We start from the raw sequence: 14,901 nt of genomic DNA on the forward strand, positions 1-14,901 counted from the left end.
AAGGTGTGCGGCATGACGTTCTGGGCAGTGATCCCCGCCGGCGGCGCAGGCACGCGGCTGTGGCCGCTCTCGCGGTCCTCGGAGCCGAAGTTCCTGCGCGACCTCACCGGCCACGGACGTACCCTCCTGCAGGAGACCTACGACCGCCTCGAGCCCGTCTCCGACGGCATCATGGTGGTGACCGGCGCGGTCCACGAGCGGGCCGTGTGCGAGCAGCTGCCCGAGGTGCCGCACGACGCCATCCTGGCCGAGCCGAGCGGGCGCGACTCGATGGCCGCGATCGGCCTGGCCGCGGCCTTCCTGGAGCGACGCGACCCGGAGGCCGTGATGGGCTCCTTCGCGGCCGACCATGTGATCCGCAACGTCGACAACTTCCACGAGACCGTACGCAGCGCCGCGGCGATCGCCGCGGACGGCTGGCTGGTGACGATCGGGATCTCGCCGACCTTCGCCTCGACCGCGTTCGGCTATATCGCCGAGGGCAGGCCGTTGGACGGCCACCCGGGGGCGTACCTGGTCGACGAGTTCGTCGAGAAGCCGTCGGCCGAGGTCGCGGCCGGCTATCTCGCGACCGGCCGCTACCGCTGGAACGCCGGGATGTTCGTGGTCCGCCCCACGGTCCTTCTCGACCTGCTCGCGGAGTCGGACCCCGGCTTCACCGACCGGCTGCGGGCCATCGCCGCCGAGCCTTCGCGGCTCGAGGAGCTGTGGGAGACGCTGCCGAAGATCGCGGTCGACCACGCGGTCGCCGAGCCCGCTGCCGCCGCCGGCAAGGTCGCCACGGTGCCTGCCGACCTCGGCTGGGACGACATCGGCGACTTCGACTCGCTCGCGACGCTGCTCCAGGCCGCCGCCACCGCCTCGCCCGAGGGCCCCACGATCCTCGGCGACGCCTCGCTCGTCCACGCCCTCGACTCCACCGGCCTGGTCGTGCCCCACTCGGGCCGCATGGTCGCCCTCATCGGCCTCGAGGACATCGTCGTCGTCGACACCGACGACGCCGTCCTCGTCACCACCCGCACCCATGCCCAACAGGTCAAGAAGATCGTCGCGGCTCTCAAGGACTCCGATCGCACCGACCTCACCTGAGCCGGTTCGCTGAAACGAGAGACGGCCGCCTCCCCGAAGGGAGACGGCCGTCTCGTACGTCCTGAGGGGCCAGGTCACATGGCCTGGGCCTCGGGGCTGGAGGTATAGGGGTACTGAGTCATGAAGTCCTTGATCGCCTCGCCGGAGACGCCCTCGCAGTACTGGAAGACGCCCTTCTGGGTGGACGCCTCGGTCGGGTTGGCCGGGTCGGCGGACCAGTGCGTCATCGCGATGTGGGTGCCCGAGGGGAACTCGGTCTTCTTGTCGCCGGCGACCGCGGTCTCCTTGGCGTCGGCAGCGGTCCACGGGGCCGCGATGAACTTGTAGCGGAAGTTGGAGGTGCCGGCGAACTTGTCACCGATCGCGCGCAGCTCGTCCAGCTCGTCCTCGGAGACGGTGTCGTCGTACCACACGATCGTGTAGCCGTGCTCGAGGTTGTGCACCAGAGCCTCGAGGTCGGGACGGTCCTCGGGGGTGTAGAACTTGCGCGACATGTCGGCCGGCGCGACGTTGGCCTCGTTCCAGTGAGGGCCGAATGCCGGGGGAGCAGTCGTGTAGGTCTGCTCGGTGCCGGTGGCGATGTGGTTCTGGTTCCCGTCGGCCGCCATCTCGGTGACCTTCTGGCAGCCGGCCGCCTTGGCGCTCTTCCCGATGTCCGGCAGAGCGACGTCCTTGTACTCGCTGTCCTTGATGAAGCCGCTGATCGGCGTCCATGCGGCAGCGCCGACGATCACGACGGCGAAGGCGATGCAGACACCGATGATCGCCCAGCCTCGGACGCGCTCGGCGCGGCCCTGCTTCTTGCGGATGTCGTTGATGACCGCACGGCGGTCTTTGTTGAGCGACTTGTTGGCCACGGTTCGGCGTACCTCGGGTCTTTTGTCGGGACGCGCAGATTCTAGGTGGTCAGTGGTAGCAGAAGGGAAGTTGCCCCGTGATTATTCTCCTCGCGCTCGCATCGCCAGCCGTGGGCGAACGCCAGCGCGGCGATCACCGCGGGGTCGGCTCCGGCCACCCGAAGCCCGTCCCGGTGCGGGACGGGGGCGGTCCCGGTCACCTCCGCGACGGCCGCGGAGAGCTCCTCGACGCTTGCCGACGCACCGAACGGAGCCTGGTCCTCGGCGGCACCCTTCAGAGCGCGTACGACTGCCTCCCTGGCCCCGAAGCCGAAGAAGTCCGACCCCTCGGGGCGGATGAGCGCGCTCGCTCCCGGCCCGTCGTCACCCGGCTCGCGGACGAGGTCCGCCCGGCCGCGCAGGACCGCGAACGGTCGCGCGCCCAGCTTGCCCTGGGAGATCTCGGCCGCCGAGGCGATCTCGTCGACGACGGCGGGGGCGGTGACGACGAGGTCGTTGCCGTAGGCGTCGACCTGGCCGGCGAAGCTCTCCAGCACCTCGAGGCCGGCGGCGCCGATGGCGATGTCGGTCTGCCCGTCGCGCCAGGCGCGTCCGGCGGTGTCGGTGATGATCACCCCGACGTTCGCGCCGGTGCGGTCGCGGAACGTGGCGCGCAGGGCACGCGCGGAGGCGTCGGGGTCCAGGGGGAGCAGCACGATGTAACCGGCCTCGACGTTGGAGGCGTCGATCCCGGCGGCAGCCATCGTCAGCCCGAGGCGGCTGCGCACGATCTGGGTCGGCCCGCGTCGGGCCACCACCCGCGTCGTCTCGCCGGGGAGCGCGTCGTCCCGGTTGCCCTCCCGCACCTGACCCTCGGCCTTGGAGACGACCTTCGAGGTGACCACGACGATGTCGCCGTCGACCAGAGGGGACGCCAGGGCGTCGAGGAGCAGGGCGGCGAGGTCGTCGCCCTTACGCACCTCGGGTACGCCGTCCGGGGCGGTGACGGTGATGCCCTGCCCACTCATCGGCCCAGCCGTGTGCCCCGTCATCGGGTGACCAGTTCGACCGCGGCGGCGGCAATGTCGGCGGTCGCGTCCTCGGAGGACATCCACAGCGGTACGGCGGCCGCCTTCAGTCCCGACTCGGTGAGCGAGGGGACCGCGGCGGCGTCGGCGGTGTCGACGAGCCAGCCGTCGAGGACCCCGCCCGAGCCCCGCGTCCCATAATGCAGACCGACTCCGGCGGCGGTCGCGTCGACGCCGATGGCGGCGAGCATCTGCTCGGCCATGCCGCGTACGTGATGACCGCTGATGATGGGCGAGATCCCCACCACGGGGGCCGAGGTGGCGACCAGTCCCTCCCGGATCCCGGGTACGCCGAGGATGGTTCCGATCGAGACGACCGGGTTGGACGGGGGCACGATCACCAGGTCGGACTTCAGCAGCGCGTCCATCACCCCGGGGCCCGGCTTCGACTCGTCCTGCCCCACGAAGATCAGCTTTTCGACGGGAACGCCGGCCCGGAGGCGTACCCAGTATTCCTGGAAGTGAACGACCGAGAGTCCACTGGGTGAATTCTCGTCCTTGATCGCCACATGGGTCTCGACGCGGTCGTCGGTCATCGGCAGCAGCTGCACGCGGTCGTCCCATACAGGCTTCAGCCAGCGTTCGCACAACGCCGTGGTGACCTGCGACAACGGAAAGCCGGCCTCGAGCATCTGGGTGCGTACGAGGTGGGTGGCGATATCGCGGTCGCCGAGCCCGAACCAGGTGCCGGGGACCTCGTAGGCCTCGAGCTCCTCCTTGATCGACCACGTCTCGGCCTTGCGGCCCCAGCCGCGCTCATGGTCGAATCCGTTGCCGAGGGTGTACATCACCGTGTCGAGGTCGGGACAGACCTTGACGCCGTGCATCCACAGATCGTCGGCGGTATTGGCGATCACGGTGACCCGGGCATCTTCCTCAATGCCCGGGACATGGCCGGCGGAGATGCCGTGGAGGAGCCCGGAGATGAACTTCGAACCACCATGGCCGCCGGAGAGAACGGTGATGTCACGCATGGCCCTAGCCTCTCAGACGGGGGCCAGCAACCCTGCTCCAGCCGGTGAAGAAAGCCTGTGTTAAAGCGGCCCTAGCAGATTTGAGGGTTGACTTGTGGCACCGACAGGCATGTAATTTCATCAGTGTGATTCGAAATTGAAACGGGGACCGATAGCGGTGGCGACAGCGCTTGAAAATCTCGGGAAGATTTCGGCAGGGAACTGCATCAAAGTGACGGCCTAGGTCGTAACAAGAGGCAGTTCCCGAAAAAACGGGGGGATCGGTTACCTGCCGATGGCGTGAGGTGACTGGCCCGAGATGGGGTCACGGTCCCGAAAACAAGCTGAATAGGGTCGAAAGGTCGGAAAGACGATGAGAGAGCTGTTTCTCCTCGAGCCGGACACCGACGAAGGGGGCTGGCAGGAGCGCGCCCTGTGCGCGCAGACGGATCCGGAGGCGTTCTTCCCTGAAAAGGGTGGATCGACTCGGGAGGCCAAGAAGGTCTGCCAGACCTGCGAGGTGCGCCAGGACTGCCTTGAGTCTGCTCTGGGCAACGACGAGCGTTTCGGAATCTGGGGTGGACTCTCCGAGCGAGAGCGCCGCAAGCTGAAGAAGCGCGCAGTTTGAGCCTGTGACCTCGCGACGAAGGAGCGAGGTCGCAACGCGAAAAGATCGAGCGTGACGACTGAGCGAGGTCGAACGGCGAGCTTGCTCGTCCGTTCGCGCCGAGCGAGGGAGTAAGGCGCCCGAAGGGCGCCAGCGCAGCGCCTGAGCTTGCGAAGGCGCAAAGCGGGTCGAGATCTACTGAAGGCCGCAACCAAGCACGAGCCAGCAAGGCCCGGACCATCACGGTCCGGGCCTGCTGATCTTTTCCGCCTCGATACCTGTGGGGGCGTGGCCGATCGCTCGACAGGTCCATTCGGTCTATCACCAGATGGGCACTAGGGTTGCCGATCGTGCATGCGTCGGTCGCCCTCGTCCTCGTCTCTCATAACGGCGCCGGCTGGCTTCCGACCGTCATCGACGGGATCAGGAACCAGCAGGCTCCGGTGAGCTTTGCCGTCACGATCGACACCGGCTCGACCGACAGGTCGGTCGAGATCCTGGAGGAGACCTTCGCCCAGGTGGTCAAGCTCCCGGCGTCGACGACGTTCGCGGACGCGGCTAACGAGGCGCTCGCCATCCTCCACCAGGCGGCGCAGCCGCCGGAGTGGATCTGGTTCCTCCACGACGACTCCACCCCCGACCCGCACGCGCTCTCGACCCTGCTCGACGCCGCCGCGGAATACCCGGAGGCCGACATCCTCGGCCCCAAGATCCGGGAGTGGCCCTCGCTGCGCCGGATGCTCGAGCTCGGTGTCTCGATCTCGGTCACCGGAGCCCGGGAGACCGGCCTGGAGCGGGGCGAGTACGACCAGGGCCAGCACGACGAGGTACGCCGCGTCCTGGCCGTCAACACCGCCGGCATGCTGATCCGCCGCGAGGTCCTCGAATACCTGGGCGGCTTCGACAAGCACCTCCCGGTCCTCGGCACCGACATGGACCTCGGCTGGCGGGCCGCGAACGCGGGCTTCACGACCATCGCCGTCCCGGACGCGGTCGTCTTCCACGTGGAGGCGGCCCACCGCGGCGTACGCAAGACGCAGCTGACCGGTCGCCGGATCCACTATCAGGAGCGCCGGGCCGCGCTCTACACCCTGCTGGTCAACGGCCGGCCGGGGACGCTGGCGCTGTGGATGGTCAGGTTCTTCTTCCAGACCCTGTGGCGGATGCTCGGCTTCATCCTGGTGCGCGATCCCGGGACCGCGCTCGACGACCTGGCCGCGCTGGGCTGGATCTACGGCCACACCGGCCAGATCATGCTCGCCAAGCGGCGTCGCCGGAAGCAGGCGCACGCCGACAAGGACGTGGTCAAGGCACTGCTGCCTCCGCCCTGGCTGCCCTACCGCCACGGTCTCGACTTCGTCTCCGACGTCGCCACCGCGGTCACCTTGCAGGCCTCCGACATCGCCGAGCGGCGCCAGATGGCGCAGGCCGAGGCCGACCCGGCCTCCTTCGCCGCCAAGCGGCAGGCCGATCGGGCACAGCTCGAGGAGGATGAGATCCCCGCCGAGACCGGATGGCTGGTGCGTCTGTTCACCAACCCGGTCGCGGTGCTCCTGGTCGTCGTCGGCATCCTCGGGGTCATCGGGGCACGTGCGGCGCTCGGCGGCGTGGCCGGCAGCGGCCTCGGGCCGACACCCCAGAACGTGGGCGACTGGTGGCAGCTGCAGTTCGAGTCGTGGCACGCGATCTCGCAGGGCACCGGTGTGCCCGCGCCGCCGCACGTCTTCCCGCTGGCGGTGCTCGCGACGTTCCTCGGCGGCAACCCGAGCCTGGCGGTCACCGCCGTCATGCTGCTCAGCTTCCCGATCGCGCTCGGCGGTGCGTGGCGGCTGCTGCGGGTCGCGGGCCGGCTGATCAGCCACCTCGGCGCCCCTCGCTGGCTGCTGCTGTGGGGCTCGACGGCGTACGCCCTGGTTCCCTATGTCAGCGGTGCCTTCGGTGACGGCCGGATCGGTGCGGTCGTGGTCGGCGCGCTGCTGCCCTGGCTCGCCCACGCCGCGCTCGGGTTCAGCGACCCGGTCGCCGACCGCCGCTGGCGCGCCGGATGGCGCACCGGCCTGCTGCTGACCGTCATCACCGCCTTCGCGCCGATGGCCTTCCTGGTCGCGGCCGTCTTCGCGGCGGTCATCTTCATCGTCGCCCGCCGCCTGATGCCCGCCGTGCTCAGCGACCGCGACCAGTGGGGTCCGCCCACCGCGGCCATCGCGACACCGGTCGGACTGCTGCTTCCGTGGTGGCTGCCGGCGCTCTTCTCCGGCGGCTGGGCCGCTCTGCTGCTCGACCCTGGCCGGCTGCCGGCTCCGGCCGCCGGCGGGTTCGACCTGCTCGTGGGCCGCCTGACCGGCCTCGACGGTGCCGATCTCGGCGCCCCGTGGTGGCTGGGCCTGGCGCTGCCGCTGCTCGCCGTGCTCGCGCTGATCCCGAGCCGCACCCGGATCCCGGTCATGGTCTGCTGGATCGGTGCGGTCGCGACCGCGGTCGTCACGATGCTGCTGTCCTGGATCCCGATCCCGCTCGACGCCGGCATCGCCCGGGTCGGCTGGGGCTTCCCGCTGGTCGCCATCCAGGGCTTCGCGGTGGTCGCGGCGGTTCTGGGTGCCCAGGGCGCCATCCTCGACGGCCTCAGCGGGCTGCGGAAGGTCATGGTCGGCGCGGCCGCTGCGGCCGCGGCGGTCGGCGTCGTCGGCAGCCTCGGCTGGTTCGTCTACGCCGGCACCGGCGACCTCACCGACAACACCCGGGCTCTCGGCCACACCGGGGTGCCCTCCTACATGCTCGACCCGACCTCGACCACGCTCGGCCCGGAGGACGGCGTCCTCGTGCTTCGCGGTTCGGTCGACGACGGCATCCGCTACGCCGTCCTGCGCAACGACGGGATCACCCTCGGTGAGGACGAGATCGCGCAGGTCGCCGGTGGCTCCGAGGAGCTCACCGGAGTCGTACGCCGCCTGGCCGCCGACCCCGACGACGCGGTGATCGGTGATCTGGCCGCCCAGGGCGTGGCCTACATCGTGATGCCCGGGCCGGCCGACTCCTCGGTCGCCGAGGGGATCGACGCCTCCGGGTCGGTGACCCAGGCGAGCACCGTCGAGCGCTCGACGCGTGCCTGGCTGCTCGACTCCGAGCCGAGCGACCCGGGCGTGACCAAGTCACAGTCCATCATCCGTACGATCCTGTTGGTCCTGGCCGGGATCGGGCTGTTCGTGGTCCTGGTCCTGTGCCTGCCGACGCTGATCCAGAGGAGGGAGTCGGCATGAGTCACTCACGAGACCCCTACGACCGCTCGCAGGAGCCGCAGACCGACGACGTCTACGGCCAGGAGCCGTGGATGCTGGACCCGTACGCCGACCCCTACACGGGGCAGACGGCCCAGACGCCGCCGGAGGGCTACACCCCGGAGCAGCTCTACGCCCAGGAGCCCTACGTGCCTGGCCCGGAGACGGGACAGATGCTTGCCCAGACGGGCTACCCGCCGCCGTACGAGGGCGACTATCAGACCGGCGACTATCGGACCGGCGACTATCGGGGCGGCTTCGAGCCGGAGTTCGAGGCCTGGCCGACCGCCGACGAGATGCGCGCGGAGGAGCCGGAGGCCCAGCAGGAATCACAGCAGGAGCGGGCCAAGGGCGGACGGATGGCTGCTGCCGCCGCGGCAGCAGCCGCCGCGCGACCCCGGCTGCGCCGCGTACGCAGGCAGCGCGGTCGGCGCCTCGACAACACCGTGCTCGTGGCGCTGGGCCTGGTCGGCGCGATGGCCGTGGCGCTGCTGCTCAACCGGCCCCACCAGTGGGAGCAGCCGAAGCTGGCCGCCGACAGCAGCGCGCCGACGGCGGCCACTGTGGTGTGCCCCGGCAAGCCGAAGTCCGGCGCCGACCAGGTCGCCGTCACCAACGCTGCCGAGGGGTCCGGCAAGGTCACGCTGAACGGCCCGGGTGCGGGCAACGGCGCGGAGACCACCGTGGGGGCCGGCAAGGTCACCAGCGCGTCGGTCAAGCCCGGATCGGTCGTGGTCAAGGCGGGCAAGGAGGTCGCGCCCGGGCTGGTCGCCGGACGTTCGACGACCAAGCCGCTCGCGGCGACGGGCTGCCTGCCTCCGCAGGCGGAGGCGTGGTTCCCCGGCATCGGTGCGGGCGCCACCCACAACTCGATCCTCGAGCTCACCAACCCCAACAGCGGCGCGGCCACGGTCGACATCTCGCTCTACGACGAGAAGGGCGTGGTGGCGGTCCCCGAGGACCTCCGCGGCGTCGCGATCCCCGGCAACACCACCCGCACCTTCGACCTGCTGCACGTGATCCCGCGCAAGGGCGAGCTCTCCCTGAAGACCACGGTCGTACGCGGCCAGGCCGGGGTGATGGTCCGCGACCGTGCCGTCGCACTAGAGACGCAGGGTGGCAGCGAGGACTACTTCCCGGGTCAGTCGACTCCGGCCGAGACCAACCTGCTGGTCGGCTACCCCAACAAGTCCGCGAGCCGCACGCTCACCGTCACCAACCCGGGCGACGCCCAGGTGAGCGCCGAGCTGCGCCTGCTCACCCCGAAGAACGTGCTCACCCCGGAGGGTGCTCCGGAGATCAGCGTGCCGCCCAACGGGCAGACGCAGGTCGACCTGACCAAGCTGCTCGGCAAGGACAGCGCCGGTGACGCGTACGGCGTCGAGATCGTCGCCACCGGCCCGGTCGCCACCGCGATGCGCTCGGTCGACCGCGGCGACGTCGCGATCACCACGGCCACCGAGACGATCTCGGAGCCGACCGCGGTGGTCGTCCCGGCCGGCGGCGGCGTCGGCAAGAAGCGGGTCGTGATCTCTGGCCCGGTCGCCAAGACCGGGGCCAGCGGCACCGTCAAGGTGGTCCCGATGACCGCGAAGGGCAAGGCGCTCAAGGCCAAGTCCGTCGAGATCGGTCCAGGGCTGGGCGCGGAGGTCGAGGTGCCCGCGGAGGCAGCGCTGATCCAGCTCGTGCCCGCGGGCGTCGAGATCAACGCGGCCGTGGTGATGAGTGGTGACGGCGACGCGGTCGTCCCGTTCCGGCCGCTGCGCTCGGAGGTACGCACCGCTGGCGTTGCTCCTGGGCTGCCGTTGCCGTTGGAGCCCTGAGCACTGCCTTCGAGTCGGTGTTGCTTCGTGGTTGGGGTTTGCCGCGGAGGTTTGGGTTGGGCGCGGGCTTGGGGATTCTGGTTGGGGTTTCGTCCCGGTCAGTCGGGCAGTGGTGGGAGGCGAACGAATTTTCGTTCGCCGCAAGGTGCCGCCTCGGCCGGGGTGGGGTTGGTGGGGTGGAAGAAATTTTTCTTTCACCCGGAGACCCCATGTCTGGTGGAGGTGTGGAACGGTCACAGCCCGTGGGTGAGTGTGCCGTGGCCACACCCGGGCCGCCGCCCCGATAGCCAGCCAAATCTTTCTCGACGTGATCCGGTGTCAAGGATCGCCGAAGGCGACCGGCGAAGCCGGCGGCCGCAGGCCGTCCTTTACTCCGGGGCAGGTCGAGAAGACCCTCGAAGAACGGGTCGGCGGCCCAGACCAGCCACAAAATCTCGGTACCAAAGCGCGCCGGTACGAGAAAGACTCGCCCTCAAGGCTGGTAGCGCGGATCGACGTCCTCGGCGGCGATCCCGAGCAGGTCCGCGATCTGCTCGACCACGACCATGAGCACCATCGCCTCGACCTCGGAGCGGGTGTGGCAGCGGTGCTCGATCGGCCGCCGGTAGATCACCAGCCGCGCGGGTTTCGCGCCCGAGCCACGCTCGAGCGACCCGAGCGGGATGTGGTCCTCGACGGTCCACTCCTTGGGGATGTCCGGCGACTCCTCGACGGCGTACTCGATCAGGCCGAGCCGTGACTGCCAGCGACCGTCGATCTCGGTGACGATGGCGAGCGCGATGTCGTCGAAGCGCTCGCGGCGGGTGCGCAGGACCGGCACCTTCGGGTCGGTGGGGACCGCCATCGGGCCGCGAGTCCCACGGCCATGCCGATCCCTGTGCCTGGTCATGTACGCGAGCCTAACTGCGCGGCTGGCCTCAGGGGAGTACGGTTCACCCGTGACTGCTCGTCGTTGTTCGCGTACCGCCTGCCAGCGTCAAGCCGTCTGCACGCTCACCTATGTGTACGCCGATCAGACGGCCGTCCTCGGCCCGCTGGCGACCTATGCCGAGCCGCATGCCTATGACCTGTGCGAGGAGCATGCCGAGCGGCTGTCCGCGCCTCGGGGCTGGGAGGTCGTCAGGCTGGCCCGTGAGCCCGTCGACCCGCAGCCGAAGGGCGATGACCTGCTCGCTCTGGCCGATGCCGTCCGTGAGGCCGCGAGGCCGCCGGCTCCGTCCCCGCGAGGACCCGTCGGGGCCCCCGCGCAGGACGAAGCCGACGAGCCGGGGGCGAATGACGGCCAGCCTCGCCCCGGCGGCACCCGCCGCGGGCACCTCCGCGTGCTGACGTCGGAGTAGGACGACTAGAGTTCCGGACATGCCGGAGAGAGTCGACCCCGACATCGCCAACGCCGTCTTCAAGGCGTACGACGTCCGTGGCACCGTCCCTGACCAGATCGACGAGAACCTCGCCCGACTCGCCGGGCGTGCCTTCGTGCACGTCGTCGGCGCCCGCGGTGGGTCGATCGTCGTCGGCCACGACATGCGCCCGAGCTCCCCGGCGCTCTCGGGAGCCTTCGCCGACGGTGCGACCGAGGCGGGAGCCGACGTGACGATGATCGGGCTGGCGTCGACCGACGAGCTCTACTTCGCCTCCGGTCACCTCGGCCTGCCGGGCGCGATGTTCACCGCCAGCCACAACCCGGCGCAGTACAACGGCATCAAGCTCTGCCGGGCCAACGCGGTCCCGGTCGGCGCCGAGACCGGGCTGGACGAGATCCGCGACCTGGTCATCTCCGGCCAGGCTCCGATCGCCGACATCTCCGGCGACATCAGCGAGACCGATGTGCTGGAGGCGTACGCCGCGCACCTGCTCGGTCTGGCCCCGGTCAAGGGTCGCCGGCTCACCATCGTCGCCGACGCCGGCAACGGCATGGCCGGCCACACCGCGCCTGCGGTCTTCGGCCGCCTGGGCGCCGACGCCGTCGAGCTGATCCCGATGTACTTCGAGCTCGACGGCACCTTCCCCAACCACGAGGCCAACCCGCTCGACTCGACCACGCTGGTCGACCTGCAGGCCAAGGTCCGCGAGACCGGCGCCGACGCCGGCCTGGCCTTCGACGGCGACGCCGACCGCTGCTTCCTGGTCGACGAGAAGGGCGACGTGGTCAGCCCGAGCGCGATCACCGCCCTGATCGCCGAGCGTGCCCTGGCCCAGGAGCCGGGCGCGACGATCATCCACAACCTGATCACCTCCCGCGCGGTTCCGGAGATCGTGAGCGAGCTCGGCGGCACCCCGGTACGCACCCGCGTCGGCCACTCCTACATCAAGGCCGTGATGGCCGAGTCCGAGGCGGCCTTCGGCGGGGAGCACAGCGGCCACTTCTACTTCCGCGACTTCTGGCGCGCCGACTCCGGCATGCTCGCCGCGCTGCACGTCCTCGCCGCCCTCGCCGAGACGGACAAGCCGCTGAGCGATCTGCTGGCTGCCTACGCTCGCTATCCGATGAGCGGCGAGATCAACTCCACCGTCCCCGACCAGGCCGCCACCCTGGCCGAGATCGAGAAGGCGTACGCAGAGCGCGACGGCGTCACCGTCGACAGACTCGACGGCCTGACCCTCTCCCACGCCGACTGGTCGTTCAACGTACGCGCCTCCAACACCGAGCCGCTGCTGCGGCTCAACGCGGAGGGCAAGGACACACTCACCATGGAGCGCGTGCGCGACGAGGCGCTCGCGATCATCCGAAAGGACAACGCAACATGACTGGCGCAACGACCCCTCTGGGCCTGAGCGAGAAGCTGCTCGAGATCATCGTCTGCCCGCAGTGCCATGGCGACCTCCTGCCTGTCGAGGCCGACAGTGAGCTGGTCTGCCAAGGGGAGTGCGGGTTGGCCTACCCGGTCCGCGACGGCATCCCTGTCCTGCTCATCGACGAGGCCCGTCCGACCAAGGGCGAGTGAGGCCGCGATGACCTGGTTCGACGAGTCCAGGCTGGACGACGAGCGGGCGCTGGCCGGTATCGACCTGCTGCTGCGTTCGCTGGCCGAGTCCGGAGCCCGGGTCCGCCGGGAGGCTGCGGGTGCCGCAGAGCCCCTGCAGGAGGCCGTACGCCGCGCCGCGGAGACCGGCCGCCCCCGGGCCGTCGTCGCGGCGGGTCCCGACTCCCGCCTGCTGCGGGCCGTCCTCGAGCCGTTCTGCCCGGTGCCGTTCGTCGCCTGGCCGGCCCCAGGCCTGCCGGGTTGGGCGGGGAGCCTCGACCTCGTGGTCGTGCTGGCCCCGACCGGCTCCGACCCGGGTGAGGCCTCGGCCGCCGCCGAGGCCGTCCGCCGTGGCGCCCAGCTGGTCGTGGCCGCTCCGGAGAAGTCGCTGGTCGCCCAGCACGCCGAGGGGCGCGACAGCACCCTGCTTCCGGTCGAGGGCGGCGACACGCTCGCGATGGCGATCCTGATGCTCACCTACCTCAACTCGGTCGGTCTCGGCCCGGAGGCCGACGCGGACAAGGTGGCCGACGCGCTCGACGACGTCGCCACCGCCTGCTCGCCGCATCGCGACATCTCGGTCAACCCGGGCAAGATCCTGGCGATCTCGCTGGCCGACTCGCTCCCGGTCGTGTGGGGTGGCTCCGTCCTGGCCGCTCGCGCGGCCCGTCGAGTCGCCGAGAACCTGCGCCGGGCCAGCGGCCGCGGTGCCATCGCCGGTGACGCCGACGACCTGCTCCCGGTCCTCGAGGCGGCGCGGCCGCGCAACGTCTTCGACGACCCCTTCGCCGAGGAGGAGGCGTCCGTACGTCCCGTTCTGGTCATCCTCGACGACGGCGCGACCGATCCGATCATGGTCGAGCAGCGACGCCTGCTCACCGAGGCGGCGGACACGCGCGGCGTACGGGTGGAGGTCGTCGAGGCGAACGCGACCACGGAGGTCGCCCGCTACGCGTCCCTGCTGCTCCAGGGCACATACTCCGCGGAGTATCTTCGTTTGGGCCTGGTTAACGACGGTTAATTCCGAATGACGGACCGAACCGTGTGAGGTCTTCAGGGAAAAGGGCGCCTGATGCGCGGGTGTCTGTGTTTGATTCCGTTCACCTGGGCCGGCTTCTCGAAGGTGAACGATGCGAGTGATCTGTGTCACGCACTGCGGTGAAGGTTCGGTCACGGATCGCGACAGATCGTGACGACGATGGACGAAAACCTGGACGCGGGGGAGCAGACAGGTGTTTGATGCAACATCGTCCGGCCACTCTTGGCCAGCACGTCTCGGATTCTCGGCGCCGACGTGACGGGCATGCCCCACCATCCCGAAAACACAGGACTTCCGCATGAATCACATCAAGTTTGTCGTCGCCGGCGCCCTGGCCCTCCTAGGGGTCCTGGTCATCGGCGGCTATTTCGCCGACCCAGCCCCCAAAGCGACCGACGAGAAGAGTGCCTCCGCCGGTGGCACGCTGCGGATCGGTGTCGACGGTACCGAGCCGGCCTTCTACAAGGTCGACGGCGTGACCAAAGGGTTCGACTACGAGATGGCGCTCGGCGTCGCCGAGGGTCTGGGTGCCAAGCCGGAGTTCGTGGTGATGGACTTCAGCGACCTCTTCACCGCGCTCGAGGCCGGTGAGATCGACATGATCGGCGCCCAGGTCACCGAGACCGCGGAGCGGAAGCAGGACTTCGACTTCACCGCGCCCTACTTCGTCACGTACCTGTCCTTCCTCACCCCGGAGGACTCGCCCATCAAGAAGCGCGAGGACATCAACGGCAAGAACATCGCGGTCGTCGAGGGCACCATCCACGAGCGCTACCTCGACGAGCAGTACGAGAACGTCAACGTCATCAAGGCCAAGGACGAGGACTCCGCGGTCAAGGCGATCGAGACCGGCGAGGCCGACGCGTTCTTCTACGACGCGCCCTACACCGCGCCGATCATCGGCCGGGCGCCGATCACCCTGAAGGAGGCGATCGTCTACCCGGCGGACGATGCTCCGATCGGGTTCGTCATGCAGAAGGGTGACGAGCGCAAGGAGACGATCGACGGGGTCCTCGAGGAGATGATCCTCGATGGGAAGTGGCTGAAGATCAAGAAGGAGTACTTCAAGGAGTACCCGCTCTCGGAGGTCTTCAAGGACAAGGGCGCCTGAGCCTGACCCGGCTCGCCCCACTTTGGGGCGCCTGAAGTCCAGTAGCCTACGATGCCCGCTGGCCTGGCTCAGTCAGGTCACAGTGTCTCGGCGCACCCCTCCCCCCAACCAGGACGT

The 14,901-nt window shown here is 69.6% G+C and carries 13 protein-coding genes; 9 read left to right on the forward strand and 4 right to left on the reverse strand.

Annotated features, from left to right (window positions below):
• Positions 1-12 precede the first annotated feature (12 nt).
• Positions 13-1,089, forward strand: coding sequence for a mannose-1-phosphate guanylyltransferase (locus tag ABZU72_RS05560; protein WP_355017877.1), 1,077 nt, complete (start codon positions 13-15; stop codon positions 1,087-1,089).
• A 74-nt stretch (positions 1,090-1,163) separates the two neighbouring features.
• Here the strand turns inward: ABZU72_RS05560 and ABZU72_RS05565 are convergent, their stop codons facing one another.
• From ABZU72_RS05565 to cofD, 3 genes are read right to left on the reverse strand one after another with little or no spacing between them, the layout of a single operon-like run.
• Positions 1,164-1,946 (reverse strand): DUF3105 domain-containing protein, encoded by a 783-nt coding sequence (locus tag ABZU72_RS05565; RefSeq protein WP_355017878.1) that lies wholly within the window; start codon positions 1,944-1,946, stop codon positions 1,164-1,166.
• 41 nt (positions 1,947-1,987) lie between these two features.
• The gene (locus tag ABZU72_RS05570; RefSeq protein WP_355017879.1) at positions 1,988-2,953 is read right to left on the reverse strand and encodes a coenzyme F420-0:L-glutamate ligase; all 966 of its coding nucleotides are present in this window, start codon (positions 2,951-2,953) and stop codon (positions 1,988-1,990) included.
• A 20-nt stretch (positions 2,954-2,973) separates the two neighbouring features.
• Positions 2,974-3,987 (reverse strand): 2-phospho-L-lactate transferase, encoded by a 1,014-nt coding sequence (gene cofD, locus ABZU72_RS05575; protein ID WP_355017880.1) that lies wholly within the window; start codon positions 3,985-3,987, stop codon positions 2,974-2,976.
• A gap of 352 nt (positions 3,988-4,339) precedes the next feature.
• Between cofD and ABZU72_RS05580 the strand changes: the two genes are divergently transcribed.
• The 3 genes from ABZU72_RS05580 (at position 4,340) to ABZU72_RS05590 (ending at position 9,671) form a co-directional block, all read left to right on the forward strand.
• A complete protein-coding gene (locus tag ABZU72_RS05580) occupies positions 4,340-4,594 on the forward strand; it encodes a WhiB family transcriptional regulator (RefSeq protein ID WP_008361238.1) in 255 nt (84 codons plus the stop codon).
• 329 nt (positions 4,595-4,923) lie between these two features.
• Positions 4,924-7,830, forward strand: coding sequence for a glycosyltransferase family 2 protein (locus tag ABZU72_RS05585; protein ID WP_355017881.1), 2,907 nt, complete (start codon positions 4,924-4,926; stop codon positions 7,828-7,830).
• Positions 7,827-9,671: a DUF5719 family protein gene (locus ABZU72_RS05590; RefSeq protein ID WP_355017882.1), complete on the forward strand. Its 1,845-nt coding sequence runs from the start codon at positions 7,827-7,829 to the stop codon at positions 9,669-9,671. Before ABZU72_RS05585 ends, ABZU72_RS05590 begins: the two co-directional genes overlap by 4 nt.
• Positions 9,672-10,143: 472 nt before the next feature.
• On the opposite strand, the gene ABZU72_RS05595 is transcribed toward ABZU72_RS05590, so the two are convergent.
• A complete protein-coding gene (locus ABZU72_RS05595) occupies positions 10,144-10,560 on the reverse strand; it encodes a metallopeptidase family protein (RefSeq protein ID WP_355017883.1) in 417 nt (138 codons plus the stop codon).
• Between ABZU72_RS05595 and ABZU72_RS05600 the strand changes: the two genes are divergently transcribed.
• The 5 genes from ABZU72_RS05600 (at position 10,559) to ABZU72_RS05620 (ending at position 14,784) form a co-directional block, all read left to right on the forward strand.
• Positions 10,559-11,011, forward strand: coding sequence for a DUF3499 domain-containing protein (locus ABZU72_RS05600; protein ID WP_355017884.1), 453 nt, complete (start codon positions 10,559-10,561; stop codon positions 11,009-11,011). The two genes, ABZU72_RS05595 and ABZU72_RS05600, sit on opposite strands and share 2 nt — an antisense overlap.
• Positions 11,012-11,030: 19 nt before the next feature.
• On the forward strand, positions 11,031-12,419 hold the full coding sequence (locus ABZU72_RS05605; RefSeq protein WP_355017885.1) for a phosphomannomutase/phosphoglucomutase: 1,389 nt from the start codon (positions 11,031-11,033) through the stop codon (positions 12,417-12,419).
• Positions 12,416-12,616, forward strand: a complete 201-nt coding sequence (locus ABZU72_RS05610; RefSeq protein WP_350659366.1) for a Trm112 family protein — start codon at positions 12,416-12,418, stop codon at positions 12,614-12,616. Before ABZU72_RS05605 ends, ABZU72_RS05610 begins: the two co-directional genes overlap by 4 nt.
• Before the next feature lie 7 nt (positions 12,617-12,623).
• Complete coding sequence (locus ABZU72_RS05615) at positions 12,624-13,655, forward strand: SIS domain-containing protein (protein WP_355017886.1); 1,032 nt, start codon at positions 12,624-12,626, stop codon at positions 13,653-13,655.
• A gap of 316 nt (positions 13,656-13,971) precedes the next feature.
• A complete protein-coding gene (locus ABZU72_RS05620; RefSeq protein ID WP_355017887.1) occupies positions 13,972-14,784 on the forward strand; it encodes a transporter substrate-binding domain-containing protein in 813 nt (270 codons plus the stop codon).
• Positions 14,785-14,901 lie beyond the last annotated feature (117 nt).

The organism is Nocardioides sp. NPDC004968, from assembly GCF_040608935.1.
Taxonomy (GTDB): domain Bacteria; phylum Actinomycetota; class Actinomycetes; order Propionibacteriales; family Nocardioidaceae; genus Nocardioides.

Coding starts and splice junctions, on each gene's coding strand:
- ABZU72_RS05560 (WP_355017877.1), top strand. CDS start 13: ATGACGTTCTGGGCAGTGATCCCCGCCGGCGGCGCAGGCACGCGGCTG.
- ABZU72_RS05570 (WP_355017879.1), bottom strand. CDS start 2,953: ATGAGTGGGCAGGGCATCACCGTCACCGCCCCGGACGGCGTACCCGAG.
- cofD (WP_355017880.1), bottom strand. CDS start 3,987: ATGCGTGACATCACCGTTCTCTCCGGCGGCCATGGTGGTTCGAAGTTC.
- ABZU72_RS05580 (WP_008361238.1), top strand. CDS start 4,340: ATGAGAGAGCTGTTTCTCCTCGAGCCGGACACCGACGAAGGGGGCTGG.
- ABZU72_RS05590 (WP_355017882.1), top strand. CDS start 7,827: ATGAGTCACTCACGAGACCCCTACGACCGCTCGCAGGAGCCGCAGACC.
- ABZU72_RS05600 (WP_355017884.1), top strand. CDS start 10,559: ATGTACGCGAGCCTAACTGCGCGGCTGGCCTCAGGGGAGTACGGTTCA.
- ABZU72_RS05595 (WP_355017883.1), bottom strand. CDS start 10,560: ATGACCAGGCACAGGGATCGGCATGGCCGTGGGACTCGCGGCCCGATG.
- ABZU72_RS05605 (WP_355017885.1), top strand. CDS start 11,031: ATGCCGGAGAGAGTCGACCCCGACATCGCCAACGCCGTCTTCAAGGCG.
- ABZU72_RS05610 (WP_350659366.1), top strand. CDS start 12,416: ATGACTGGCGCAACGACCCCTCTGGGCCTGAGCGAGAAGCTGCTCGAG.
- ABZU72_RS05615 (WP_355017886.1), top strand. CDS start 12,624: ATGACCTGGTTCGACGAGTCCAGGCTGGACGACGAGCGGGCGCTGGCC.
- ABZU72_RS05620 (WP_355017887.1), top strand. CDS start 13,972: ATGAATCACATCAAGTTTGTCGTCGCCGGCGCCCTGGCCCTCCTAGGG.